The organism is Hydrogenophaga sp., assembly GCF_050250835.1.
Classification (GTDB): Bacteria; Pseudomonadota; Gammaproteobacteria; order Burkholderiales; family Burkholderiaceae_C; genus Hydrogenophaga.
Map to the genome: position 1 here is coordinate 320,854 of NZ_JBFWNX010000003.1, position 24,049 is coordinate 344,902.

The following is a 24,049-nucleotide window of genomic DNA, read 5'->3' on the forward strand; positions in this document are numbered from 1 at the left end:
ACCCCATGCAAAGACGTCTGATGCTCGCCGCGGGCATGGCCGCCGCCGCCGCCCTCGCGGGCTGCGCCGGCCCGCAAGTGGCGCAATACGCCGGCGAGAAACCCCTGCTCGACCTGCGCACCTATTTCAACGGCACGCTGGACGCCTACGGTGTCTTCACCGACCGCTCCGGGGCCGTGGTCAAGCGCTTCACGGTGGTCATGCGCTGCAGCTGGAACGGCGACGAAGGTGTTCTCGATGAGGACTTCACCTATTCGGACGGCACGACCCAGAAACGCATCTGGCGCATGAAGCACCTGGGCAATGGCCAGTTCACCGGCACCGCAGACGATGTGGTGGGCGTGGCGCGCGGCGAGCAGCGGGGCAATGCTTTTCGTTGGGGCTACACGCTGCTGCTGCCGGTTGATGGCAAGACGTACGAAGTGCAGTTCGACGACTGGATGTACCTGATGGACCAGCGTGTGATGCTGAACAAGGCCGAGATGAGCAAGTTCGGTTTTCGCCTGGGCGAGGTCACGCTGACTTTCGTGAAGCGCGCGCCATGAACCCACCCATCGGCGACTGGCGCGGCTTGCGCGTGTGGCTGGTCGGCGCATCCAGCGGCATTGGCGAGGCCACGGCATCGGCCCTGCACTCGCGCGGCGCACAGGTGCTGGTGTCGGCGCGCTCGGCAGGGGCATTGCAGGCCTTCGTGCTCGCACACGAAGGCGCACAAGCCTGGCCGCTGGACGTGACCGATGCGTCTGCGGTAGCGCAGACGGCGGAGCAGATCCTTGCCCAGGGCCCGCTGGACATGGTGGTGTACTGCGCGGGCCACTACCGCGAGATGCGCGCAGACGCCATGGACATGTCCGAGCTGCGCCGCCACCTGGACATCAACTACATCGGAGCGCTGCACGTGCTGCACGCGGTGGTGCCTGCGTTGATCGCCCAGGGCCGGGGCCACATCAGCCTGATCAGCAGCGTGGCGGGTTTTCGGGGTCTGCCCAAGAGCCTGGCTTATGGCCCGACCAAGGCGGCCCTCACCAACCTGGCCGAGACGCTGTACCTCGACCTGCATCCGCTTGGCCTGGGTGTGAGCGTGGTGCATCCGGGCTTCGTGCAGACGCCGCTGACCGCACAGAACCAGTTCACCATGCCGGCGCTGATCACCCCGGCGCAAGCGGCGCAGGCCATGGTGGCGGACTGGGGTCGGGGCGCCTTCGACATCCACTACCCCAAGCGCTTCACGCGCTGGATGAAGCTGCTGCGGCTGCTGCCTTACCGCGCCTACTTCCCTGCCGTCAGGCGTTTCACCGGGCTGTGACGCTCAGTTCGGTCGCGTGTCGATGAAGCTCTGGCGCTGGTTGAGCTTCTCTGCCAGGCGAGACAGGTTGGGGTAGGTCGAGCGCCAGTCGATCACCGGGAAACGGAAGTCCAGATAACCCAGGGCACAACCCACCGCCACATCGGACAGGCTGAAGTGGATGCCAGAGCAGAAGGCCTTCTCTCCCAGCCCCTGGCTCATCGACTTGAGGCTGGCTTCCACCTTGGCAAGCTGACGATCGGTCCATGCCTTGCTGCGCTGTTCGTGCGTGCGACCAGGCCAGTTGGTCTCCAGACGCGCAAGGATGGAGGCGTCGAGCAGGCCATCGGCGAGCGCTTCCCAGGTCTTGACCTCGGCACGTTCGCGGCCCTGCGTGGGGATGAGCTTGCCCACCGGGGACAGGGTGTCGAGATACTCGACGATCACCCGCGAGTCGAACACGGCCTCACCGCCTTCCATCACCAGGCACGGCACCTTGCCCAGCGGATTGGAGGTGCCGATCTGCGTGTCGGCTGACCAGACGTCTTCCAGGATGAATTGGTAGTCCAGCTTCTTCTCGGCCATGACGACGCGCACTTTGCGCACGTAGGGGCTGGCGATCGCACCAATGAGTTTCATGAGGAGTGGGAAGTCGGTTGGACGTGGGAAGGCAATTCTAGCCAGAGCGCGCCTCCTTCGCGCTGACAGGCTCACGGTCGAACGCGCCCTCCTACAATCGCCGGATGCGTCCGACCACCCCCACTCCTGCCGCCTCCACGCAACCCGCTTCGGGTTCGCTGAGCACGATCTCCGCCCTGTCTCCCCTGGATGGCCGCTACGCCGCCCGCCTCGCCCCACTGCGCCCCTTCATGAGCGAGCAGGGCTACATGCATCGCCGGGTGCAGGTCGAGATCGCCTGGTTCATCGCCCTGTCCGACGCCGGCCTGGCCGAGTTCAAGCCGCTCTCGCCGGGCGCGCGCACCTATCTGCTGGGCCTTGTGAAGAACTTCAGCGAAGCCGATGGACAGGCCATCAAGGACATCGAAAAGGTCACCAACCACGATGTGAAAGCGGTGGAGTACTGGATCAAGTCGCGTTTCGAGGCACGCCCCGAACTGGAAAAGGCGGCCGAGTTCGTGCACTTTGCCTGCACCAGCGAAGACATCAACAACACGAGCCACGCGCTGCAGCTCAAGGGTGGGCGTGACACGGTGCTGCTGCCCGCGCTGGACGCGGTCATTGCCAAGCTGCGCGAGATGTCCCACGCGCACGCCGCCATGCCGATGCTCAGCCGCACGCACGGCCAGACCGCCAGCCCGACCACGGTGGGCAAGGAATTGGCCAATGTGGTGGTGCGTCTGGTGGCCGCACGCGAGAAGATCGCCAGCGTGAAGCTGATGGGCAAGATGAACGGCGCCGTGGGCAACTACAACGCCCACCTGAGCGCCTGGCCCGATTTCGACTGGGAAGCCTTCAGCCGCAACGTGATCGAGTCGCCCGAGCCGCTGGGCCTGGGCCTGACCTTCCAGCCCTACAGCATCCAGATCGAGCCGCACGACTACATGGCCGAGCTGTTCGACGCGGTGGCTCGCACCAACACCATCCTGATCGACCTCTCGCGCGACATCTGGGGCTACGTGAGCCTGGGCTACTTCAAGCAGCGTCTCAAGGCGGGCGAGATCGGCTCTTCGACCATGCCGCACAAGGTCAACCCGATCGACTTCGAGAACGCCGAGGGCAACCTGGGCCTGGCCAACGCCCTGCTGCGCCACCTGTCCGAAAAGCTGCCGGTCTCGCGCTGGCAGCGCGACCTGACCGACTCGACCGTGCTGCGCAACATGGGCGTGGCGCTGGGCTACGCGGTGCTGGCCTACCACTCGATGGGCGTGGGCCTGGGCAAGCTGGAGATCAACGAGGAAGCCATCGCCGCCGATCTCGACGCGTCGTGGGAAGTGCTGGCCGAGCCGATCCAGACGGTGATGCGCCGCTACGGTGTCTCAGGCGCCTACGAGAAACTCAAGGAAGTGACGCGCGGCAAGACCGTGACGGCCGAGGCACTGCACGCGCTGATCCGTGATCTTGAGATTCCCCAGGAAGAAAAGGACCGGCTGCTGAAAATGACCCCGGCCAGCTACGTGGGCAAAGCGGCCGAACTCGCAAGGCGGGTCTAAGACCCGGAGTCCTCCAGCGCTCGCTCCGCATACCGGTTGAAGCGCCAGGCATCGCCCTCGATGGTGATGCGCCGCCAGCTCGCACGCTTTTCGCCGGGCGACATTTCCGTCCAGCGCTGCACCTCGTCGAAGGTGCGACCGCAACCCTTGCAGAGCTCGTCGCCCTGGCTGGTGGAGCAAATGGCAATGCAGGGCGTGTCGGGCGTGGTCTCGTACCAGGCCATCCAGGCCGCTCGGGCTGCGGCCGGCAGGGTGGCCTCGTCGGCCTCGGTTTCGTGGAAATACACCAGGAGCGCGTACACCTCCGCCAACGCCCGCAGCTCCTTGCACAACGACACACCATCGGGCGAGGGTGAGCGCTCACGCCAATGGTTGATGGCGGCTTCGATGTCGGTGATGTGGATGCCGGGCATGGGGTGTGGATCATAGCCAGTCACGTCGCAAGCCTGTGGGAACTGCGTACCTGCCGCGCCGCCAGATGTTCGGCAGGGGCCATTACAATCGCGGGTCTCGAAGGGGAGTAGCTCTCCGTTGCGGATCAGCAGGACCTCGGTGTCTCGCGGATCCGGACCATCGGGTCGTCGTCAAGACGAAGCGTTCAGCTTCCGGCGGCCCGGGCAATGCGATTCCATCGCCTTGCGAGCAAGACCTTTGATGGGCTTTCCACGGCCGATCAAGGCATGTCCGTCCCCTTCGCCAGCGCAGCAGCGCTGTCGCGGGTGGGTGGTGCAGTGCCTTCCGGTTACCGCTTGCAACTACGAGGAATTTATGGATTTCCTGACTTCGCCCGCGTTCTGGGTCGCGCTAGGACAGATCATCATCATCGACATCCTGCTCGGTGGCGACAACGCGGTCGTGATCGCTCTGGCCTGCCGCAAGCTGCCCCCGGCTCAGCGCACCAAAGGAATCATTTATGGCACCGCAGGTGCGATTGTCCTGCGCGTGATCCTCATCGCCTTCGCGATGACGCTGCTCAACATCCCGTTCATCAAGCTGGTTGGCGCCATCCTGCTGGTGTGGATTGGCGTGAAGCTGCTGGCACCTGACGACGAAGCGCATGGTGACATTCAGGGCAGCGACAAGCTGCTGGCCGCCATCAAGACCATCATCGTGGCCGATCTGGTGATGAGCGTGGACAACGTGATCGCCATTGCCGGTGCTGCGCAGAACGCTGGCGAGCACTCGTTCCTGCTGGTGGTGCTGGGCCTGCTGATCTCCATTCCCATCATCGTCTGGGGCAGCACCCTGGTCATCAAGCTGATGGCACGCTTCCCCATGATCATCACCCTGGGCGGCATGTTGCTGGGCTGGATCGCAGGCGGCATGCTGGTGACCGATCCGGCCTTCGTGAACCCCGACAAGTGGCTCTGGATGCCCAAGCTGGGCACCCTGGATGAAAAAGGCATGGCCGATATCTCGAACACGCTTTACTGGACCGCCCACATCGTCGGCGCGCTGCTGGTGCTGGCCCTGGGCAAGTGGATCGCCTCGCGCCGCCCTCCGGTCACGCACGAAGCCTGAAGTCGAGCCTGTCATGAAACTCATCCTGACCTGGCTGCTCGCAGCCTGTGCCCTGCTGGTGGTGGCCTACCTGTACCCGGGGGTGCAGGTGCAAAGCTTCACCTCTGCGCTGATCGCCGCAGCGGTCATTGGCCTTTTCAATGCGGTCCTGCGGCCCATCCTGGTGATCCTCACCCTGCCGGTCACGGTCATCACGCTAGGACTTTTCCTGTTTGTGATCAACGCCCTGCTGTTCTGGGCTGCGGCGAGCGTGCTCGACGGCTTTCAGGTCAATGGCTTTCTGGCCGCCCTGCTGGGCTCGCTGATCTACTCGGTGCTGATGCTGGTGGTGAACACCGCCGTGCGCTCAGTCCTCGCGCGTTGAGTCGCGCAACAGCGCTTCCACTTCGCGCCGCCGTGCGTCCACGATCGCCAGTTCCATGCCGTCGGTGCGCTGTGCTGCAGGCAGTCCCTGCGCAGCCCTGAGACGCTCGGCAGCGCCGCTGTAGTCCAGCTGCGCTGCCCGGGCCTCGGCATCGGCGCGGATGGCTCGCAGGGTTTGCCCCTGCGCGGCGTGCGCGCGCGACAAGGTCTGCCACGCCATCGCGTCCCGTGGCTGTAGCGTCACCCAGGCCTGCAAGCGAGCCACGGCGCGCTCGGGCTGCCCGGTAGCGATGGCCGCCTGAGCCCCGTAGATCGCGCTCGCGCGCGTGGTGCCGGCCAGCGCCTGGTCGCGCAATTCCACCAGCAGCCCGGCCTGGGCAGCGGGCAGGGACGATGCGCCTGCGTTGGCCGCCATCACCGGCGCCAGCAACAGCTCCAGCAGCAGCGCGTCGGCGGTGGGGCGCGCCAGCGCGGGCACAACGGTGCGAAGGCGCTGGGCGAGTTCGAGCGCCTGCTCACGCTGACCCAGCCGGTGCGCCGACAGTGCTGCGGCGTAACGATCCCCTGGCGTGGCGCCTGCGGCCTGCCCATGGGTGAGCCAGGCACGCATGCGATCCGGTCCGTTCTCCGCCAGCACGCGGGCACGCGCCGCCATCAGGCTGTGCAGCACCGCGCTCGAAGGCAGGGCCATGGGCGCCCCCCCTTCCCAGCGGGCGCTTGCCTTGGGCAGGTCCAGGCGGAGCGCACCACCCGGCGCGGCACTGGCCGGCGAGGTAACGCCGGGGGCGGGCGTGGCCAAGGCCGGCGCGACCGGGCCCTGGGGCAGGCGTGCGCGCATGTCGGCGATGCGCTCGCCCGTCAGCGGGTGGCTGCGCAGGTAGGGGAAAGAGCCGTCGTCGTTGTGGCGCGAGGCTTGTTGAAGCCGATCAAACATGGCGACGAAGCCATGGCCATCGAAACCTGCGCCGGTGAGGACACCGTAGCCCACACGGTCGGCCTCGCGCTCCATGTCGCGCGAGAAGTTGAGTTGCGACTGCGCAGCCACTGCAGTGCCGCCTGCGATGGCCGCGCCAGCCGCCTGCGAGTTCGAGCCGGCGGCCAGCGCCGCCAGGATCATGGCGCCCACCATCCACGGCGTCATGCGCTCGTCGCGCGAGACCATGCGAGCAATGTGCCGCTGCGAGACGTGGCTGAGCTCGTGCGCCAGCACCGACGCCAGCTCTTCGGGCCGTTCGGTCACCGCCACCAGCCCCAGATGCACACCGAAGTAACCGCCGGGCAAGGCAAACGCGTTGACGCGTCGGTCGCGCGAGATCATCAACTCCCAGGCCAGCCGCTCGTACAGTTCCGGAGGCACGTCGCCACGGTCGCGCGCGGCACCCAGCAGGGGCTGCCAGAGCGAACGCAGGTAGTCGACCAGCACCGGGTCGTCGAGGTAATCGGGGTCGCGGTAAATGCCGCGCGCGATGCGGTCGCCCATGCGCCGCTCGGCGGCAATGGTCATGCCCTGGCCATCGCCCAGGCTGGGCAGACTGCTCAACGACGAACCTTCAGCGCCCGCCTGGGCCACCACTGGCGACAGAGGGCACAGGGTCAGGGATACCGCCAGCAAGCCGGAGGAGATCGCGCTGCGCCGGCCAGACGGCGTTCGAAACGGGGAAATAGAACGCATCCCCGTATGATGCCGCCAAGTCCGAACGGTTCTGTAAAGCACCCGCAACAAGTCCCCATGCCCGATACAACCCCTCCCGGCTCCCTGACCCACTTCGACGCTCAGGGTCAGGCCCACATGGTCGACGTGGCGGCCAAAGCAAGCACGCACCGCGTGGCTGTGGCAGAAGGCCGCATCGCCATGCAGCCCGCCACGCTGGCGCTGATCCAGACCGGCACGGCAAAGAAAGGCGACGTGCTCGGCATCGCGCGCATTGCCGGCATCCAGGCGGCCAAGAAGACCAGCGACCTCATTCCCCTGTGCCACCCGATCGGCCTGACACGCGTGGCGATCGAATTCGAGGTCGACACCTTGGGTCACAGCGTGCTGTGCCGCGCCACCACAGAATGCACCGGCCAGACGGGCGTGGAAATGGAAGCCCTCTCTGCGGTTTCTGTCGCCCTGCTCACGGTGTACGACATGTGCAAGGCAGTGGATCGGGGGATGGTGATTTCGGGTGTGAGGCTGATGGAGAAGCTGGGGGGGAAGAGCGGGGATTTTGTGGCCCGCTAAGCAGCAGGTGGGGCAATGCTCAGCGGGCAGCGGCCGCAGCCTTTTGCAACTCGATCCATTCCGCGTACTCTTTGGGCCAGGCTGCCTTGTAGCGTGCGACGTGCAGATTCACAAGATCGATCCTGCCCAGCAGGGCGGCCGACTCGATCACACGGCGGATGACACGCGAGTCCGGCGCAATGTGCAACGACGTCAGTGAACCCTGCAGAATGAGTTCGGCGTTGTCTCGAGTGAGGTCCGTGGCCACCAGTTGTGCGATCAGCACGTGGGACCTGAAGAGCCAGGAGTCACGGACCTTATTGAGAGTGTCTTCCCGATAGGACTCAAGCCGCATCCGCTCAGGCAGATACAGCTGGCTGACCTTGATGTAGTCCCAGGCGACAAGCGAGAGGCCGGCGAGCATCACTGCAGCAACGATTCCTCGTCCCAAGGCAGTTTTCGCGGGGTCCGTCGCGGAGCCACTCGCAGCCACGCGACGCCGCGCCACAATGATCTGCCAGGCGGCCAGGAGCGCCATCAACTGAAAAACGCCAAACCACAACGGAAACTCCAGCAGACTGTGCACACCCAGCATCGCCAACACACCCCAGCACAGACGCTCCAAAGGATCCGTGGCGGCCCAGGGCTTGAGCTTGACCAAGGCCACCAGAAACAGGCCGCTGGCGATTGTCGCCACTGGGAGCCCCATGGAGACGGCCAGGTGCAGAGGTAGATTGTGCGCATGGGAGAGCTTGTCGCAGAAGCGAGGTCCCGCGTAGTCGGTGATGTAGTGCGCGTAAAGCAATTCGCCCGGGCCCCATCCGGTCAAGGGTTTCCGGGCGATCAGCTCGACCATGTTGCTCCACAGGTAGCGGCGGCTCTGGCAACTCATGGCCTCCCCGAAGCGCCCGAAGAGGTTGCGGTCGATGACGATGCCGCGCGTGACCCAGGCCAACCAGGGCAAGGCATTGGCCGCCACCGTGTACAGCGCCCACCCCAGTCCGGCGATGACCAAAACGCGCTTCCAGTGCCGCGGGTGCCAGTAGAGCAACATGCAGGATATGGCCACCAAGTGGACCATGCCGGTGCGTGAAGCCGTCGCGGCCAGGGCGACCAGCAACAGCCCCGCCATCCAGATGGCATGCAGGGTCGAAAGGTGTCGCTGGACCACCAGCCACCACACGCTCAGCAACCCCACGGCCAGCAGCGAAGCAAGCATGTTGAGCTGGTGCACATTGGCCGTCACGTACCCCGGGTCCGTGATCGCGACCCAGGGAAAAAGACCGTTCTCCAGATCGAAGTACTGCAGCAGGCCCAGCACCGAGCTGCCCAGCGCGGCCGCCAGCCAGCCACCGGCAATGGCCAATCCCGACCGCTCACGCGTCCAGGGGAGCAGAACGATCAACATGACGCCCGCCGTCCACGCAGCCAAATCGGGCCACATGGCGGACAAGGGCCCTAGCAGAATAGGCCAGAACCAGGGCGCCGCGATCAACAGGCTACAAAGCACCACCAGGGCGGTGGAGGCGGTGGAGGCGGCGGGTCGCACGTCAGGGGAGGGTGCTGCGGTCATCCGGTCCTTGTGTGACGTTTACCAGCCATCGAGATGAAGGTAGGCGCGGGGCTGGCCATCGGCACGGTCGACCAGAGCCACCCAGTCCGTGGTTTCCTCGCGCACCAGCGGCAGGTAGCCCGCCTGGTCCTCGCTCAACCCGAGTTCAGCGAGGCGGGCATTCAGCTCGGCGTGACGGTCCGGGTGCTTGTTGCGCAACTCGGTGATGGGCCGCAGGGCCTTCTGCACGGCAGGCACCTGCTCCTCGAAAGAGCGCCAGCGCGAAGGTCTGAAGGAAGGATGCAGGCCCTGGAGCGACCACTGCACACTTTGCAGGTAGTCTGCATCACTGGGTTGCGCCAGGCGCACGCCCAGCAAGCGCGGTCCACCAAAGCCCAGCATGCGCAAGCCCTCGGGCGCATCGGGCATCCGCGTGGCATCCACGTCCATGGCCTGCACCACCCGAAAACGATCGCCTTCGAAGGCCACGAACACCGGGCGCGCTCCAGCCACCTGGTTCAGACCATATGCCAGGGCGCCCAACTGCGTCAGCACGATGAGCGCCATGTCGATCCGCCACTTGAACCGCGACTTGCTCGGGTCGTAGAGCACCAGAGTCAGGACCGGGCCGCACACCACGTCGACCACGATGAGAATGAGGAACAGCGAGCGCCCGCCGGTGAGTTCATGGAACGGCGCCGGGTACCAGACCCGAAACACGAGCCAGGCCGCCGCGCAGGCCACCAGCAGGCTCAAGCCGAAATGCAGGAGCGCCGCTCGAGCGGCGCTGCGGATGCGTGTACCCCAAGCCATGATGAAACGGATCCTCCAAAAAAAAGAGCGCCGAGGCGCTCTTTTCAGGCTGTGCGCAAGAGTTTACTTGCACTCGGCAGGCGCGAAGCGGGCTTGCAAGGTACCTGCGGTCACGCCTGTGAAGCTACCGGCCGTGGCACCGGCAGCGGCGCAACGCCAAGCCACCGATTGGGCGGGAGGGGTGAAGGTGGCCGTGCCGGTGGGCAAGGCGGAACCGGCGGGCGCGTTCGGGGTAATCGTCAGGGTGCCGCCGCCAGCTGCAGCGGTGGTCGTCACAGTGATCACGCCTGTACCGGCATCGATCGCGACACTTGACACGTTGCGGGTGCCGGCCGGCCCGGTGTAGCCCGTGCCATAGCCCAGCGCATCGTTTTGCGGGTTGCCCGAAGACAGCACATCCTGCACATTGACCTTCGCAGCCGAAGCAGCCACCAGACCTTCAGAAACGCGGGCGCGGACGGTGTAATCCTGGTAGGCGGGCAGCGCGACGGCGGCCAGGATACCGATGATGGCCACCACGATCATCAGTTCGATCAGGGTGAAACCTTTTTGCAGGGAACGCTTCATGGGGAACTCCTTGGAGACAGGGGGTTGGGTTGGGAACGCCTCCTTATCAGCAGACGCCGTGCCAACTTGAATTGGCGTGCGTTCTGCGGTCTATTTCACGCTTTGAGCGGCGCATGTGACCATTTGTGCTCTCCGGGACCGCGAGGGACTGACATTTTTTGTCAGCCTCGGCCCGGCGGACAGGTTTTGTCACAGGTCGAAGGTCTGGCCGGCGTTCAGCCAGCGGATGTCATGGCGCAAGGCACCCTTCCCTCGGGGCGCTTCGTCAAAGCGCTGGATCTCTTCCATGATCAGCCCGGTTTCGGCGGGCTTGGTGTGGGTGATGTAGATGGGGTAGCGCCGGTCGGCGCCGATCTGCTCCAGTTCTTCCGCCAGCATCTGGGGAGCCAGATGGAGGCTGCGCTGGGCGAGCGCCTGTTCGCGGTCGCTGAACGCCGTCTCGATCACGAGCAGGGCCACCTTCATCTGGTTCACACGCTCCCAGAAGGCCGGGTTGCGCCCGGTATCGCCGCTGAACACCCAGTGCCCCGAATCGCTGGCCGCCGCGAAGCCGACCGCAGGCACGGTATGCACCGCAGGCAACACCTCCACCATCTTGCCGCCCACCTGCAGCACCTCACCCACGGCGATCGGCACGAAGCGCATCAGCGGCGCCTCTGTGCTGGGAATGGCGGAGAAATCGGGCCAGATCAGGTTGTTGAAGATGTGAACCTTGAGCGCAGCGATGGTGCCGGGCAGAGCGTGAACTTTCAGTGGCCCCACACCGCTGGCCAGCCGGCGCGCAGCAATGGCATCGAGCATGAGCGGCAGGGCAGCAACGTGGTCCAGGTGCGAGTGTGTCAGCAGCACATGATCGACGCGTGCCATCTCTTCCAGCGTGAGGTCGCCCACGCCGGTACCCGCGTCGATCAGGACGTTGTCGTCGAGCAGGAACGAGGTGGTGCGGCAGCCGTGGGCAATGGCTCCAGAGCACCCCAGAACACGAACCCTCATCGGCAGCTTTGGCTATGGACACGGCCGGTGGGCCGGCGCATGAGTTGGGAAACGTGGCTGGCTGCAAGCCAACCGCCTGCCGAAGGCTACCCGCAGCAAGGCATGCCGGTAAAGGACTTTTTGCTCACTTGAAGCCACCGTTGCAGCCAGCTACAAATGCCAGGAGAGAAGGGGAGTCAGGTCGAGAATGCCGAGAATCCGGCTCCGCCCGTCCGCAGGCGTTGCCCCCTGGGGGGTGACGCGCCGCAGGCGCGGCGCGGGGGGAACTTCAGTGCACCACGAACTGCATCTGCGTGCCCGCGAGTTCGAGCAGGTCACCATGGTGCAGATTGACGGCATCGGTGCCGATGGGACTGCCATTGATGGTGGGCTTGAGGGTGCCTTCGACCAGGGCGACCACGTAGCCGTGGGGACGGCGCGTGATGGCGGCCACGGCCACGCCAGGCTTGCCGATGGTGGTGACCACCTTGACCAGGGGCACCTCGCGCCCGGCGGCGGTGCCAGACATGACCTTGATGGCGGCATTGCCCGTGGGGGCTGAAGGTGCCTCGCTCGCACCGACCACCGCGCCAGCATTGATCACCATGGTCTTCTCGTAACTGTCGCTGGCGCCTTCGTGGGCAAATTTGATCTTGTACTTGCCGATCTCGACGGTGTCGCCGTTTTGCAACTGTTGTTTCTTGATCGCCTTGCCGTTGACGTAAGTGCCGTTGGTGCTGTTGAGGTCTTCAAGGAAGACGTCCGAGCCCGACATCTGCATGACAGCGTGCTCACCACTGACGGCCAGGTTGTCGATCACGATGTCGTTGTAGGGACGGCGGCCGAGCGTGGTGCGGTCTTTGGTGAGCTGCACTTCCTTGATGACGACACCGTCGATGGAAACGATCATTTTCGGCATGGCCGACTCCTGTGGAACCTGTTGGACGAATTCTTGAATGCTGAAGACCGGTCTTACTTCCCGAGCATGCGGGACAACAAGCCCTTGCGCACCGGCCGGGAGCGAGCATACGCCAGTATCACCGAAATGTTGTCGCGCCCCCCGCAGTCGTTCGCGCCATCCACCAGTGCATGGCCCTTTTCTTCCAGCGTGCCAGCGGTCACAAGAATGGCGGCAATGCGCTCGTCGCTCATCATGTCGCTCAGGCCGTCGGAGCAGAACAGGTAGAGGTCGTCTTCCTCGATTCGGTACTCGTTGACTTCCAGCAACACCGTGTCTTCGACACCCAGAGCGCGGGTCACCAGGTTCTTGTGAGTGGCGTACTGGGCCTGCTCCAGCGAAATGAGGCCCGCATCAATCTGCTCTTGCAACAGCGAGTGGTCGCGAGTGATCTGCATGAAGTTGCCGTCGCGCAGGCGGTAGCAGCGCGAGTCGCCCACGTGGCCGATCATGGCACGCTCGCCATGGAAGACGCCCATGACCAGTGTGGTGCCCATGCCGGAATACTGCGGGTTGGAATTCGCCGCGTTGAAGATAGAGCGGTTGGCGTTGTCGATGCAGATTTCCATCGCCCGCTTGAGCTCGCGCCCACTGGCTTCGTGACCTCCTTCGGACATCCAGCGACCGAGCTCGGTGCGGATGAAGGACGTAGCCATCGCGCTGGCCACCTCGCCCGCGTTGTAGCCGCCCATGCCATCGGCGAGCACGGCGATCTGGTTCTCGGGATCGAGCGACACAGAGTCCTCGTTGTTGTCCCTGATCAGCCCCGGATCCGTCAAACAAAAATACTCAAAAATCATGTTGTTCGACTTATATACGGATATCGGTGCTGTCAGTTTCCGACCTGGAAGGCGGCTTCGGCGGTGCTTCGACAACTGTGGAAAAAATCACACCCTTGCTCTCACCCCCCGCGTCGGAGGACGCCTGTCCGGGATGCTCGCGGACGGTCTGCAAAAAGACTTCTTCGCCTCCACTGGCCATGGGCACCACGAACGCGCTCACCCGCCGCAGCTCGGTGGCCAGTTCACCACCCGTCTGGTACCGGTGGAGCGGTGATTTGGCCATGGTCCTGGCCAGTATATCGGCCAGTTGTGGGGGCAGTTCAGGACGTAAGTCACACACTCGAGGCGGTTCCTGATTGGCAATCTGGTACATCAGAGCAGCCATCGATTCGCCTCGCAGCGGGAGCTGCCCGGTGAGCATCTGGAACAGCATCACGCCCAGCGAGTAGAGATCGGAACGGCCGTCCACATGCTGGCCTGCCAATTGCTCGGGCGACATGAAGCTGGGTGTGCCCAGCACCATGCCGGTCTTGGTACGGCTAGACGTGGTGATGCGCGCAATGCCGAAGTCCGTCACCTTCACCGTCCCGGTGGCGGGGTCGTACATCACGTTGGCGGGCTTGATGTCGCGGTGCACCACCTGCTGGCCGTGGGCGTGGTCCAGCGCGAGCGCCACGCGCTCGCCAATTTCCAGCACGCGCTCGACCGGCAGCAACTGGCCTGCCCGGGTGTGCTCCATCAGATCGCGGCCATGCAGGAATTCCATGGCGATGTACGCCAGGTCGTGCTCCTCGCCAGCGTCGAAGATGGTGACGATGTGAGGGTGTTGCAGGCGTCCGGCGGTTTCCGCCTCGCGAAAGAAGCGGGCTCGCGCCTCTTCGAGTTCTGCGCCTTCGAATTCGGCACTCAGCGCCAGCGTCTTGATGGCCACCGTGCGGCCAATCTTGGGATCACGCCCCAGGTAGACCACCCCCATGGCGCCTTTGCCCAGTTCCTTTTCCACCTGGTAGCGGCCCAGCATGGGCTTTGCCAGGCCGTCGCCGCTGAGCAGCAGCGTGCCGCCGGGATGCGCGGAGCCGCTGCCCAGCACCACGGTCTCCGAAAGGTTGCGCGCGCGCTTGAGGCGCGCCTGCACGTCCGTATCCTTGCGGTCCAGCCGGCCCATGTGCTCGTACACCGACTCGGCCTTGTTGAACTGGCGCTTGCGCTCGAAATCCAGCGCCAGTTGCTGGAGGTTCTCCATCAGTGCCTCGCTGTAGGGCAGCCGGCGCAGCCGGTCGAACGCCATGTCGAGCTGGCCCTGGCTCTGCAGCGTCAGCGCCATCTGGCGGTTCGTTTCGGCCCACGCCTCGTCGGACTTGAGCTTGCCGGCTTCGGTGACCAGGAAGCGGCGCGTGGTGAGCGCGAGGTGACCGATGAGCAGCAACGCAGCCGGGAACACCAGTGGCAGCCAGATTGCGGCACCTGCGAGCAGTTGGTATTGAGCGCCGAGCATCAGCACGAACAGTGTGGCGGTGACCGCGGCACCCGCACCCGCCGAGAGCCGCGGCAGCAGGCCCACAAGATAGGCGGTGACCAGCAGCAGGACGCCGAGCGCCGCCAGGCCGCTCCAGGCGGGCTGTTCGATGAAATGTCCGCTGAGGATGCTCGAGGTGATGTGCGCCAGGATGAGCGCGGGCGACATGGCGGCAGAGACCGGCGTGGTGAACAGCGTGCCCACGCCCGCCGCGGTGGCGCCAATGATGACGATCTTGCCGGTGTATTTCGACGCCGGGATCCGACCCGAACTCACGTCGTAGAACGAGTCCACGGAGAACGCGGGCTTGCCGTCCCGATCGGGGTAGAACTGCGGCAACAGGCGCGCCGAGGTGTCCGTGGGTATGGTGGTGGGACCCAACTGCACACCCCGCCCGGGCAGCAGACGGATGTCGGCCACGTCGAGGTTCAGGCTGTGTGCAGCGGTGGCCAGCCCCATGGAAGGAACGGCAACACCGTCGAACTGCACCAGCAGCGGCTCCTGGCGCACCGCGCCGTCGATGTCGGGGAACTGGTTCAGGTGCGCGACCGCATGGGCCGCCTCACCGATGGCGGTCAGCGGCTGTTGGGTGCGCTGCGCCGGCACGCCGAAAACGGCGTCGTCGGCCACGGCACTGCGCCGCGCAAAATCGGGCAACGGCTCGTCGGGTCGACCCAACGGCTGGCCGAGAGTGAAGACCGAAGGCACGATCACATTGCCAGCGCGTGCCATGCTGGCCACCAGACGGGCGTCGGAGTCCAGTTGCAGTTCGGCTTCACCGATAAAGCGCAGCAATTGATCGCGCGAGCGATCGCCGAGGTCGTTCAAAAACGGCGCCCCCCCCGGCGAGCTCTCGATATGGCCTCGCATTTCGCGCAACACCTTCAGTCCACGATCGGTCTGGGGCTCAAAGAAAAAAGCGGTGTGTGCGACGGTGCGGACCTTGGCAGCGCCGAGCTGGTCGATCAACTGGGCGTGTACATCTCTTGGCCAGGGCCACCGGCCGATGTTGGCGATGCTCTGGTCGTCGATCGCAATGACGGCGATCTGGTCGCTGGCCAAGCGGTCGGTGTCCGTGCTGGCCAGGTCGTAGAAGCGCCGCTCGAGCCCGCTGAACAGATCGGTGGTGGCATGCAGCGCAAACACCGCAATGACGACACACAGGCCCATCACCGCATCGGATCGCCAGATGCGGCCTGGGCCTTGTTTCGGTTTGGGTTTGTTGCTGGACACGTGCGGGATTTTCCGGGTTGATTCGCCTGCTGGACGCCGCGAACTGCCCGAAGGTCAGTGACACGCGCACCAAAGGACACCCGGCCAGAGCCGATGCCCAAGGTGTTGCATTTTGTTTCATGCCTTCCGGGCCGGGCAAGGGTCTTTGTGGGATTCCCGCCGAAAACCAACCGATGTCGAAAAAAAAGGCAACGCAAGCGTTGCCCTTTTCACGGTAGCGGTCGCGGCTTCAGAGCTTCGCCTTGAGCAGCTTGGCCAACTCGGAGAAGTTGCGGGTCACGGTGAAGCCCGATTCTTCCATGATGGCCAGCTTGGCATCAGCGGTGTCGGCGCCGCCAGAAATCAGGGCGCCGGCATGGCCCATGCGCTTGCCGGGGGGAGCGGTCACGCCCGCAATGAAGCCAACGACCGGTTTTTTCATGTTGGCCTTGCACCAGCGGGCAGCGTCGGCCTCGTCGGGGCCGCCGATCTCGCCGATCATGATCACGGCGTCGGTGTCGGGGTCGTCATTGAAGGCCTTCATCACGTCGATGTGCTTCAAGCCATTGATGGGATCTCCACCGATGCCCACGGCGCTGGACTGGCCCAGGCCGATTTCGGTCAGCTGAGCCACGGCTTCGTAGGTCAGCGTGCCGGAACGCGAGACCACGCCGATGCGACCTTTGCGGTGGATGTGGCCGGGCATGATGCCGATCTTGATTTCATCGGGCGTGATCAGGCCGGGGCAGTTCGGGCCGAGCAGCAGCGTCTTCTTGCCACCCGCGGCTTCCTTGGCCTTCATCTTGTTGCGCACTTCCAGCATGTCCCGCACCGGAATGCCTTCGGTGATGCAGATCGCCATGTCCAGGTCGGCCTCGACGGCTTCCCAGATCGCGGCGGCCGCGCCAGGAGGTGGCACGTAGATCACCGACACGGTGGCGCCGGTCTGGCTGGCGGCTTCCTTGACCGAGGCGTAAATCGGGATGTTGAAGATCGACTCGCCCGCCTTCTTCGGGTTCACGCCGGCCACGAAGGCGTTTTTGCCGTTCGCGTATTCCTGGCATTTTTCAGTGTGGAACTGGCCGGTCTTGCCGGTGATGCCTTGCGTGATGACTTTGGTGTCTTTGTTGATGTAGATCGACATGACGGTTCCTTAGGCTTTCTTGACGGCAGCCACGACCTTCTGGGCCGCCTCCGCCATGGTGTCGGCGCTGATGATCGGCAGACCCGAATCGGCCAGCAACTTCTTGCCTTCGACTTCGTTCGTGCCCTTCATGCGCACGACCAGCGGCACCTGCAGGTTCACCGCCTTGCAGGCAGCGATCACGCCAGTGGCGATGGTGTCGCACTTCATGATGCCGCCGAAGATGTTGACGAGGATGGCCTCGACATTCTTGTTCTTCAGCATGATCTTGAAGGCTTCGGTCACCTTCTCGGGGGTTGCGCCGCCGCCCACATCCAGGAAGTTGGCTGGCTCGCCGCCAAACAGCTTGATGGTGTCCATGGTCGCCATGGCCAGGCCTGCACCATTGACGAGGCAGCCGATGTTGCCGTCCAGGCTGATGTAGGCCAGGTCGAATTTGGACGCCTCCACTTCCGCAGGGTCTTCCTCGTCAAGGTCGCGCAAGGCCACGATCTCGGGGTGGCGGAACAGCGCGTTGCTGTCGAAGTTGAACTTGGAGTCCAGGGCAATGATGTTGCCCTTGCCATCGCGGTTCAGCGGGTTGATCTCCACCAGCGCGGCGTCGGTATCCATGTAGCACTTGTAGAGCTTCTGGCACACGTCGATGAACTGGGCCTGCGAGTCGGCGGGCATGCCGATGGCGCTGGCAATCTTTTTGCCCTGGGCTTCGGTCATGCCAGCCAGCGGGTCGATGAATTCGGTGATGATCTTCTCGGGCGTGGCGTGTGCCACTTCCTCGATGTCCATGCCACCTTCGCTGGAGGCGATGAATGCGACCTTCTGCGTGGAACGGTCGGTCACAACCGACAGGTAATACTCCTTCTGAATGTCCGCGCCGTCTTCGATGTAGAGGCGCCGAACCTTCTGGCCCTCGGGGCCGGTCTGGTGGGTCTTGAGCTGCATGCCCAGGATTTCGCCGGCCAGGCGCTTGACGTCCTCCACCGACTTGGCCACCTTCACGCCACCACCCTTGCCTCGCCCGCCGGCGTGGATCTGGGCCTTGACCACCCATACGGGGCCGCCGAGTTTCTGGGCGGCTTCCACCGCCTCCTGCACCGTGAACGCCGCGATGCCGCGCGGCACCGGGACACCAAACTGGCGCAGGATTTCCTTGCCTTGGTATTCGTGGATCTTCATGAGGGGATCTCTCAGGAATGGGTCAAAAGGTGTCGGCCGAAGCCTGGGGCAGCCGAACAGCGGTCACTGAAAACAGCAACCGGGGACTGTATCATGGTGCAACGCACCAAAAGCGGGCGGCAACGCCCTTGATTTTGGGTCCCCCTCCTGAATCCTCACTGACAAGGCAGAGCGGCCATGGCCAAGGTTTTCATCGACGGCGAAGCGGGCACCACGGGGTTGCAGATTCGCGAACGCCTGCACGGCATGACCGGCGTGGAGGTGGTGAGCATCGCGCCGGAGCGCCGCAAAGACGCAGCGGCCAAGCGAGCGCTCATGGCACAGGTGGATCTGGTCATTCTGTGCCTGCACGATGACGCTGCCCGCGAGTCGGTCGCCATGATCGACACCCTGCCCGGCACGAAACCCAAGGTCATCGACGCTTCCACCGCGCACCGCACAGCACCCGGCTGGGTGTTCGGGTTTCCCGAACTTGCTACCGGGCAACGCGAGGCCGTGGTGAAAGCGGACCGGGTGGCCAACCCGGGCTGTTACGCCACTGGAGCCATCGCCATGCTGCGCCCCCTGGTCGACGCCGGCGTGCTGCCGGCCGACCACCCGGTCTGCCTGCCTGCGGTGAGTGGTTATTCCGGCGGTGGCCGCACCATGATCGAGGCCTACGAGAAAAACGCCGCGCCCGCCTTCGAGCTGTACGCGCTCGGCCTCAAGCACAAGCACATTCCCGAGATCCTGGCCTACAGCGGTCTGAAGCGCCGGCCGGTGTTCCTGCCGGCCGTGGGCAATTTCGCTCAAGGCATGCTGGTGCAGCTGCCGCTGCACCTGGACACCCTGCCCGGTTCGCCCTCCGCGAAGGATTTGCAGTCCGTGTATGAAAAGCACTACGCCGGCAGTGAATGGGTGAGCACCGAGCCTGCAACGGACGATGGCAAGCTCGACGCTCTCGCGCTCAACGACACCAACCGGCTCGAGATTCGCGTGTTCGGCAACGCCGAAGCGCGCCATGCGGTGGTGGTGGCGCGGCTGGACAACCTGGGCAAAGGCGCCAGCGGCGCAGCGGTGCAGAACCTGAAATTGATGCTGGGTCTGTAGGCGCGTCGAATTGGGGGGTCTTCGCTCGTCGTGACACAAGGGCGCCGGCATCCGGTCCGGAGCCAGGCACGCCGAGCCGCAGGAGACTTCTCATGACATCTGTCCAGATTCCGGGCGAGATCGCGCCGGCCAAAGCCACCCGGCGCGAATGGGTGGCACTGGGCGTGATTGCCCTGCCTTGTCTGGTCTACGCCATGGACCTCACCGTGCTCAACCTGGCGCTGCCCGCGATCAGCACCGAGCTGCGGCCAACCGCCTCGCAACTGCTGTGGATCATCGACATCTACGGGTTCATGGTGGCAGGCTTCCTGATCACCATGGGCACCCTGGGCGACAAGCTGGGTCGCCGCCGGCTGCTGCTGGTCGGCGCCGCCGCGTTTGCCGCCGCCTCGATAGCGGCAGCACTGGCCACCACGGCACACACGCTTATTGCCACGCGTGCGCTGCTGGGCATCGCGGGCGCCACGCTGGCCCCGTCCACGCTCTCGCTCATCTCCAACATGTTTCGCGACGAGCGCGAACGGCGCGTCGCCATCGGCATCTGGATCTCCAGCTACTCCGTGGGTGGCGCGATCGGTCCCCTGGTGGGCGGCGTGATCCTGCAGTATTTCGCCTGGCCGGCGATTTTCTGGGCGGCGGTACCGGTCATGTTGCTGCTGCTGGCGCTGGGGCCGTTCCTGCTGCCCGAGTACCGGGACGCGAAGGCGGGCCGGCTCGACCTGAGCAGTGTGGCCCTGTCGCTCACGGCCGTGCTCGGCGGCGTGTTCGCGCTCAAGCAGGCGGCCGAAGGCCATGTGAGCCCACCCACCTGGCTGGCGGCCGCGCTGGGAGTGGCCGCTGGCGTCGCCTTCGTGCGCCGGCAACGCCGCATCGACTACCCGCTGCTCGACCTGAAGCTCTTCGACCAGCCTCGGTTGACCGCCGCCATCTGCACCTACGCGCTCACCTCGTTCGCGATGTTCGGCGTCTACATCTTCATCTCGCAGCACCTGCAACTCGTGCTGGGCCTGTCGCCGCTGGTGGCCGGGTTATGCACCGTTCCCTGGGCGCTGTCGTTCGTGGTCGGTTCGATGTTCACGCCGGCACTTGCGCAACGCTGGTCCGCACCCCGAACCATGCTCGCGGGACTGGCCATGGCGGCCATCGGGTTTGCCGGCATGACGCTGGTGGACAGTTCCCACGGCCTGTTCGCGCTGGTCGTGGGCATGACGCTCATGGGCATCGGCATGGCACCGGTGTTCACACTGGGCAACGACATCGTGATCAGCTCGGCGCCCCCCGAGCGCGCGGGTGCTGCCTCGGCCCTGTCTGAAACCAGTGCCGAGCTGTCCGGTGCCCTGGGCATTGCGGTCTTCGGCAGTCTGGCCACGGGGCTCTATCGGAGCGGCATGGCTGGCAAGCTGCCCGCAGGCCTGCCAGCGGAATCGGCGGCTGAAACCTTCACGCTGGGCGGCGCGCTCACGGTGGCCGAGCACTTGCCCGAGCCGCTGGGCGAGGCCCTGCGGCTGGCCGCGCGCGCGGCCTTCGTCGATGGCCTGCAGGCCGCCGCCTTGCTGGGCACCGGGATCATGGTGTTCAGTGGGCTGCTGGCCTGGCGCATGCTGCGTGCGCCAGGCGCGCGGGTTCAGCCTTCGTCGTCCTGATGGGCGGTGCGCCGCACCACACGCCGCACCACCTCGGCGCCGAAACCCCTCGTGAGCAGGAATCGCACCTGCCTGCCGTGAGCAGCGGCGTCTTGAGGCGGTTCGCCGAACTTCTTGCGCCAGACCTCGCGGGCACGCGTTTCCTCGGAACCTTGAAGATCGGCAACGGCCTGAGCCACCGCCTGCGGGTCCAGGCCCTTGGCCTGCAATTCCTGGCGCACCCTGGCTGCGCCCAGACGCGCGGATCGCCGGTGCACCACCGATTCCAGCACGCGTTGCTCGTTGATGAAGCCCTTGGCCTCCAGCTCGTCCAGCGCCTTCGCCACTTCGCCGGGTTCGGTTTCGTGCGCGGCCAGCTTGCGCTGCAGTTCGGCGCGCGAATGCTCGCGCCCGGCCAGCAGACGCAAGGCGCGTCCCTTGAGGGATATCTGGTCGAAACCCATTTCAGTGGCTCCACCGCGCTGCGCACGACCCACGACCCACGACGCATGACACAACGCACTGCAGGGGCACTGTGGGGCCGCCTTATTCGGCCACCGGTGCGGTGTCGACGTCCTTGGCCTTGCTGGCCTTCTCGGTCTTCTCTGCCTTGCCACCCTTGGCGACAGGCGCGGGCGGTTCGTCCACCGGCAGCAGCGGCACGCCCAGTTCGGTGCGCACCTTGTTCTCGATCTCCACGCGCAGTTCGGGGTTCTCGCGCAGGAACTCGCGCGAGTTGTCGCGGCCCTGGCCAATCTTCTCGCCGTTGTAGGCGTACCAGGCTCCCGACTTTTCCACCACCCGGTGCACCACGCCCAGATCGAGGATTTCGCCCTCGCGGCTGATGCCTTCGCCGAACAGGATGTCGAACTCGGCTGTCTTGAAGGGCGGAGACACCTTGTTCTTCACGACCTTGACCTTGGTCTCGTTGCCGATCGCTTCTTCACCCTTCTTGATGGTGCCGGTGCGGCGGATGTCAAGGCGGACCGACGCATAGAACTTGAGCGCATTGCCGCCGGTGGTGGTTTCGGGACTGCCGAACATGACGCCGATCTTCATGCGGATCTGGTTGATGAAGATGACCATGCAGTTGGTCTTCTTGATGTGCGCGGTGAGCTTGCGCAACGCCTGGCTCATCAGGCGGGCCTGCAGGCCCGGCAGTGAATCGCCCATCTCGCCTTCGAGCTCGGCCTTGGGCGTGAGTGCGGCCACCGAGTCCACCACGATCAGGTCGACCGCGCCGGAGCGAACCAGGCTGTCAACGATTTCGAGCGCCTGTTCACCAGTGTCGGGCTGGGAGATCAGCAGGTCCTGCAGGTTCACACCGAGCTTCTGCGCGTACTGGATGTCCAGCGCGTGTTCGGCGTCGACAAAGGCGCACTGACCGCCGAGCTTCTGCATTTCGGAGATGACCTGCAAGGTGAGCGTGGTCTTGCCAGAGGATTCCGGGCCGTAGATCTCCACCACCCGACCACGCGGCAGACCGCCCACGCCCAGGGCGATGTCCAGCCCCAGCGAGCCCGTGGACACCACCTGGATGTCCTCGATCACCTCGCCTTCGCCCAGCCGCATGATGGTGCCCTTGCCGAACTGCTTCTCGATCTGGGAGAGCGCGGCCTGCAAGGCCTTGGCTTTTTCGCTGTTGAGGGGGTTGTTCTTGACGGCTGCGTCCATGGGGGCTCCTGAGCGGTGGTTTTGGGTTCGCATGGCCTGTGTGGTTGTGTACAGGCTGGATGCTTGAACAGCAGTTTACAGGTGTGTTGCTGGATATTCTTCGAATATTTGGTCAGTTTGCCTTACTATTTATCCATGCCAGACCATCCGCCATCCCCGCCCCCACCCGACGACCGCTGGCGCGTCGGCCACCTCGGCCGCCTCCTGGGACAGGCCATGAGGCGCTTTGACGAGCGCGTGCTCCACCTGATGGCGCACGATGCCAACGTGCCGCTGGCTCTGTCCCATCTGGCGGCACGCGCGCAAGTGGGCGCTGCTCACGTCCACATCACGCGCCACCTGGGCTTGAACGGCTCGCGCCTGACCGAGCTGGCCCGCCAGGCGGGCATGAGCAAGCAAGCCATGGGTGATCTGGTCACGCAGTGCGAGGCCTGGGGCCTGGTGCGGCGCGAACCCGACCCGCACGACGCCCGCGCCCGCCGCATCGTGTTCACCGCCACCGGCCTGCTCTGGCTGGAGGGGTTTCGCCAGGCGGTGGCACAAGCAGAGGCCGAGTTCCGCGCCCAGGTCGGAGAGGACGTGGCCACCGTGGTGGCACTGGGCCTGGAGGCCTACGGGACTTGATGCAGATCACGGTCCCACACGCAAGGGCCCCTCTAGAATTGATCGGTCGCGCACTGCGACACGGCGCCCTCACAAGAACGGCTTCTGGAGACAACCATGCGCATCCTCATTGCAGAAGACGATCAGGTTCTGGCCGACGGCCTGATGCGCAGCCTGCGCGCCGCCGGCGCGGCCGTGGACCATGTGGCCAGCGGCAGCGAAGCCGACGCAGCCCTGCTCACCAACAACGAATTCGATCTGCTGATCCTCGATCTGGGCCTGCCCCGGCTGCACGGCCTGGAAGTGCTCAAGCGACTGCGCTCGCGGGGCTCCACCCTGCCGGTGCTCATCCTCACGGCCGCCGACAGCATCGAGGAGCGCGTCAAGGGCCTCGACTACGGCGCCGACGACTACATGGCCAAGCCGTTCTCGCTGCAGGAGCTTGAAGCGCGCGTGCGGGCGCTCTCGCGACGCGGCATGGGCGGCTCCACCAACACCATCCGCCACGGCCCGCTGGAGTACGACCAGGCGGGCCGCGTGGCCACCATCGACGGAAAGATGGTCGAGCTTTCGGCGCGCGAGCTGGGCCTGCTGGAGGTGCTGCTGCAACGCGCCGGGCGCCTGGTGAGCAAGGACCAGCTGGTCGAGCGCCTGTGCGAATGGGGCGAAGAGGTCAGCAACAACGCCATCGAGGTCTACATCCACCGCCTGCGCAAGAAAATCGAGAAGGGCCCTATCCGCATCGCGACCGTGCGTGGCCTGGGCTACTGCCTTGAGAAAATCTCCGGCTGAAGGCCGCCAGATCAGTGAGCCGCTGCCTCCGGTG

The 24,049-nt window shown here is 65.1% G+C and carries 24 protein-coding genes; 10 read left to right on the forward strand and 14 right to left on the reverse strand.

What is annotated here, in order from left to right; all coding sequences use genetic code 11:
* Positions 1-5: 5 nt before the first annotated feature.
* Together AB7F11_RS06525 and AB7F11_RS06530 are read left to right on the forward strand one after the other, a co-directional pair.
* On the forward strand, positions 6-545 hold the full coding sequence (locus AB7F11_RS06525; protein ID WP_428290040.1) for a DUF3833 domain-containing protein: 540 nt from the start codon (positions 6-8) through the stop codon (positions 543-545).
* Positions 542-1,306 carry an SDR family NAD(P)-dependent oxidoreductase gene (locus tag AB7F11_RS06530; RefSeq protein WP_428290039.1) on the forward strand — a complete coding sequence of 255 codons (765 nt, stop codon included), beginning with the start codon at positions 542-544 and terminating at the stop codon, positions 1,304-1,306. The genes AB7F11_RS06525 and AB7F11_RS06530 overlap by 4 nt, the downstream gene beginning before the upstream one ends.
* A gap of 3 nt (positions 1,307-1,309) precedes the next feature.
* Here the strand turns inward: AB7F11_RS06530 and AB7F11_RS06535 are convergent, their stop codons facing one another.
* Positions 1,310-1,924: a glutathione S-transferase N-terminal domain-containing protein gene (locus AB7F11_RS06535; protein ID WP_428290038.1), complete on the reverse strand. Its 615-nt coding sequence runs from the start codon at positions 1,922-1,924 to the stop codon at positions 1,310-1,312.
* A 104-nt stretch (positions 1,925-2,028) separates the two neighbouring features.
* On the opposite strand from AB7F11_RS06535, the gene purB reads away from it, so the two are divergent.
* A complete protein-coding gene (gene purB, locus AB7F11_RS06540; RefSeq protein WP_428299890.1) occupies positions 2,029-3,456 on the forward strand; it encodes an adenylosuccinate lyase in 1,428 nt (475 codons plus the stop codon).
* Here the strand turns inward: purB and AB7F11_RS06545 are convergent.
* Positions 3,453-3,869 (reverse strand): DUF3717 domain-containing protein, encoded by a 417-nt coding sequence (locus AB7F11_RS06545; protein ID WP_428290036.1) that lies wholly within the window; start codon positions 3,867-3,869, stop codon positions 3,453-3,455. The genes purB and AB7F11_RS06545 overlap by 4 nt on opposite strands.
* 355 nt (positions 3,870-4,224) lie before the next feature.
* Between AB7F11_RS06545 and AB7F11_RS06550 the strand changes: the two genes are divergently transcribed.
* Complete coding sequence (locus AB7F11_RS06550; RefSeq protein ID WP_428290035.1) at positions 4,225-4,977, forward strand: TerC family protein; 753 nt, start codon at positions 4,225-4,227, stop codon at positions 4,975-4,977.
* Between the two features lie 13 nt (positions 4,978-4,990).
* Positions 4,991-5,341 (forward strand): phage holin family protein, encoded by a 351-nt coding sequence (locus AB7F11_RS06555; protein WP_428290034.1) that lies wholly within the window; start codon positions 4,991-4,993, stop codon positions 5,339-5,341.
* On the opposite strand, the gene AB7F11_RS06560 is transcribed toward AB7F11_RS06555, so the two are convergent.
* Entirely contained in the window at positions 5,324-7,012 is a 1,689-nt protein-coding gene (locus AB7F11_RS06560) for a M48 family metalloprotease (protein WP_428290033.1), read from the reverse strand. The two genes, AB7F11_RS06555 and AB7F11_RS06560, sit on opposite strands and share 18 nt — an antisense overlap.
* A gap of 57 nt (positions 7,013-7,069) precedes the next feature.
* On the opposite strand from AB7F11_RS06560, the gene moaC reads away from it, so the two are divergent.
* Positions 7,070-7,564: a cyclic pyranopterin monophosphate synthase MoaC gene (gene moaC / locus AB7F11_RS06565; protein WP_428290032.1), complete on the forward strand. Its 495-nt coding sequence runs from the start codon at positions 7,070-7,072 to the stop codon at positions 7,562-7,564.
* 19 nt (positions 7,565-7,583) lie between these two features.
* Here the strand turns inward: moaC and AB7F11_RS06570 are convergent, their stop codons facing one another.
* From AB7F11_RS06570 to sucC, 9 genes are all read right to left on the reverse strand, one after another.
* Entirely contained in the window at positions 7,584-9,038 is a 1,455-nt protein-coding gene (locus tag AB7F11_RS06570; protein WP_428290031.1) for a Wzy polymerase domain-containing protein, read from the reverse strand.
* Positions 9,039-9,134: 96 nt separating this feature from the next.
* A complete protein-coding gene (tfpZ, locus tag AB7F11_RS06575) occupies positions 9,135-9,908 on the reverse strand; it encodes a TfpX/TfpZ family type IV pilin accessory protein (protein WP_428290030.1) in 774 nt (257 codons plus the stop codon).
* A 63-nt stretch (positions 9,909-9,971) separates the two neighbouring features.
* On the reverse strand, positions 9,972-10,475 hold the full coding sequence (locus tag AB7F11_RS06580) for a pilin (protein WP_428290029.1): 504 nt from the start codon (positions 10,473-10,475) through the stop codon (positions 9,972-9,974).
* 189 nt (positions 10,476-10,664) lie between these two features.
* Entirely contained in the window at positions 10,665-11,468 is an 804-nt protein-coding gene (locus AB7F11_RS06585; RefSeq protein ID WP_428290028.1) for a 3',5'-cyclic-nucleotide phosphodiesterase, read from the reverse strand.
* Between the two features lie 268 nt (positions 11,469-11,736).
* Positions 11,737-12,366 (reverse strand): FHA domain-containing protein, encoded by a 630-nt coding sequence (locus AB7F11_RS06590; protein WP_428290027.1) that lies wholly within the window; start codon positions 12,364-12,366, stop codon positions 11,737-11,739.
* A 53-nt stretch (positions 12,367-12,419) separates the two neighbouring features.
* A complete protein-coding gene (locus AB7F11_RS06595; protein WP_428299889.1) occupies positions 12,420-13,205 on the reverse strand; it encodes a Stp1/IreP family PP2C-type Ser/Thr phosphatase in 786 nt (261 codons plus the stop codon).
* A 10-nt stretch (positions 13,206-13,215) separates the two neighbouring features.
* The gene (locus AB7F11_RS06600; protein ID WP_428290025.1) at positions 13,216-15,936 is read right to left on the reverse strand and encodes a CHASE2 domain-containing serine/threonine-protein kinase; all 2,721 of its coding nucleotides are present in this window, start codon (positions 15,934-15,936) and stop codon (positions 13,216-13,218) included.
* A gap of 229 nt (positions 15,937-16,165) precedes the next feature.
* Entirely contained in the window at positions 16,166-17,059 is an 894-nt protein-coding gene (gene sucD / locus AB7F11_RS06605; RefSeq protein WP_428299888.1) for a succinate--CoA ligase subunit alpha, read from the reverse strand.
* A gap of 9 nt (positions 17,060-17,068) precedes the next feature.
* Positions 17,069-18,235: an ADP-forming succinate--CoA ligase subunit beta gene (gene sucC, locus AB7F11_RS06610; RefSeq protein ID WP_428299887.1), complete on the reverse strand. Its 1,167-nt coding sequence runs from the start codon at positions 18,233-18,235 to the stop codon at positions 17,069-17,071.
* 177 nt (positions 18,236-18,412) lie between these two features.
* Here sucC and argC point away from each other — a divergent pair, with 177 nt between their 5' ends.
* Together argC and AB7F11_RS06620 are read left to right on the forward strand one after the other, a co-directional pair.
* Positions 18,413-19,324 carry an N-acetyl-gamma-glutamyl-phosphate reductase gene (gene argC, locus AB7F11_RS06615; protein WP_428299886.1) on the forward strand — a complete coding sequence of 304 codons (912 nt, stop codon included), beginning with the start codon at positions 18,413-18,415 and terminating at the stop codon, positions 19,322-19,324.
* 92 nt (positions 19,325-19,416) lie between these two features.
* Complete coding sequence (locus AB7F11_RS06620) at positions 19,417-20,967, forward strand: MFS transporter (RefSeq protein ID WP_428291477.1); 1,551 nt, start codon at positions 19,417-19,419, stop codon at positions 20,965-20,967.
* On the opposite strand, the gene recX is transcribed toward AB7F11_RS06620, so the two are convergent.
* Positions 20,949-21,410: a recombination regulator RecX gene (gene recX, locus AB7F11_RS06625; protein WP_428291476.1), complete on the reverse strand. Its 462-nt coding sequence runs from the start codon at positions 21,408-21,410 to the stop codon at positions 20,949-20,951. The genes AB7F11_RS06620 and recX overlap by 19 nt on opposite strands.
* 82 nt (positions 21,411-21,492) lie before the next feature.
* Positions 21,493-22,620 (reverse strand): recombinase RecA, encoded by a 1,128-nt coding sequence (recA, locus tag AB7F11_RS06630; RefSeq protein WP_428291475.1) that lies wholly within the window; start codon positions 22,618-22,620, stop codon positions 21,493-21,495.
* Positions 22,621-22,755: 135 nt separating this feature from the next.
* On the opposite strand from recA, the gene AB7F11_RS06635 reads away from it, so the two are divergent.
* Together AB7F11_RS06635 and AB7F11_RS06640 are read left to right on the forward strand one after the other, a co-directional pair.
* Positions 22,756-23,244: a MarR family winged helix-turn-helix transcriptional regulator gene (locus AB7F11_RS06635; RefSeq protein WP_428291474.1), complete on the forward strand. Its 489-nt coding sequence runs from the start codon at positions 22,756-22,758 to the stop codon at positions 23,242-23,244.
* A gap of 96 nt (positions 23,245-23,340) precedes the next feature.
* Positions 23,341-24,015, forward strand: coding sequence for a response regulator (locus AB7F11_RS06640; protein WP_428299885.1), 675 nt, complete (start codon positions 23,341-23,343; stop codon positions 24,013-24,015).
* Positions 24,016-24,049: the final 34 nt, after the last annotated feature.

Excerpts from the sequence above, each read along its gene's own strand:
- AB7F11_RS06525 (WP_428290040.1), top strand. The coding sequence starts at position 6 with ATGCAAAGACGTCTGATGCTCGCCGCGGGCATGGCCGCCGCCGCCGCC.
- AB7F11_RS06530 (WP_428290039.1), top strand. The coding sequence starts at position 542 with ATGAACCCACCCATCGGCGACTGGCGCGGCTTGCGCGTGTGGCTGGTC.
- AB7F11_RS06535 (WP_428290038.1), bottom strand. The coding sequence starts at position 1,924 with ATGAAACTCATTGGTGCGATCGCCAGCCCCTACGTGCGCAAAGTGCGC.
- purB (WP_428299890.1), top strand. The coding sequence starts at position 2,029 with ATGCGTCCGACCACCCCCACTCCTGCCGCCTCCACGCAACCCGCTTCG.
- AB7F11_RS06545 (WP_428290036.1), bottom strand. The coding sequence starts at position 3,869 with ATGCCCGGCATCCACATCACCGACATCGAAGCCGCCATCAACCATTGG.
- AB7F11_RS06550 (WP_428290035.1), top strand. The coding sequence starts at position 4,225 with ATGGATTTCCTGACTTCGCCCGCGTTCTGGGTCGCGCTAGGACAGATC.
- AB7F11_RS06555 (WP_428290034.1), top strand. The coding sequence starts at position 4,991 with ATGAAACTCATCCTGACCTGGCTGCTCGCAGCCTGTGCCCTGCTGGTG.
- AB7F11_RS06560 (WP_428290033.1), bottom strand. The coding sequence starts at position 7,012 with ATGCGTTCTATTTCCCCGTTTCGAACGCCGTCTGGCCGGCGCAGCGCG.
- moaC (WP_428290032.1), top strand. The coding sequence starts at position 7,070 with ATGCCCGATACAACCCCTCCCGGCTCCCTGACCCACTTCGACGCTCAG.
- tfpZ (WP_428290030.1), bottom strand. The coding sequence starts at position 9,908 with ATGGCTTGGGGTACACGCATCCGCAGCGCCGCTCGAGCGGCGCTCCTG.
- AB7F11_RS06580 (WP_428290029.1), bottom strand. The coding sequence starts at position 10,475 with ATGAAGCGTTCCCTGCAAAAAGGTTTCACCCTGATCGAACTGATGATC.
- AB7F11_RS06585 (WP_428290028.1), bottom strand. The coding sequence starts at position 11,468 with ATGAGGGTTCGTGTTCTGGGGTGCTCTGGAGCCATTGCCCACGGCTGC.
- AB7F11_RS06590 (WP_428290027.1), bottom strand. The coding sequence starts at position 12,366 with ATGCCGAAAATGATCGTTTCCATCGACGGTGTCGTCATCAAGGAAGTG.
- AB7F11_RS06595 (WP_428299889.1), bottom strand. The coding sequence starts at position 13,205 with ATGATTTTTGAGTATTTTTGTTTGACGGATCCGGGGCTGATCAGGGAC.
- sucD (WP_428299888.1), bottom strand. The coding sequence starts at position 17,059 with ATGTCGATCTACATCAACAAAGACACCAAAGTCATCACGCAAGGCATC.
- sucC (WP_428299887.1), bottom strand. The coding sequence starts at position 18,235 with ATGAAGATCCACGAATACCAAGGCAAGGAAATCCTGCGCCAGTTTGGT.
- argC (WP_428299886.1), top strand. The coding sequence starts at position 18,413 with ATGGCCAAGGTTTTCATCGACGGCGAAGCGGGCACCACGGGGTTGCAG.
- AB7F11_RS06620 (WP_428291477.1), top strand. The coding sequence starts at position 19,417 with ATGACATCTGTCCAGATTCCGGGCGAGATCGCGCCGGCCAAAGCCACC.
- recX (WP_428291476.1), bottom strand. The coding sequence starts at position 21,410 with ATGGGTTTCGACCAGATATCCCTCAAGGGACGCGCCTTGCGTCTGCTG.
- recA (WP_428291475.1), bottom strand. The coding sequence starts at position 22,620 with ATGGACGCAGCCGTCAAGAACAACCCCCTCAACAGCGAAAAAGCCAAG.
- AB7F11_RS06635 (WP_428291474.1), top strand. The coding sequence starts at position 22,756 with ATGCCAGACCATCCGCCATCCCCGCCCCCACCCGACGACCGCTGGCGC.
- AB7F11_RS06640 (WP_428299885.1), top strand. The coding sequence starts at position 23,341 with ATGCGCATCCTCATTGCAGAAGACGATCAGGTTCTGGCCGACGGCCTG.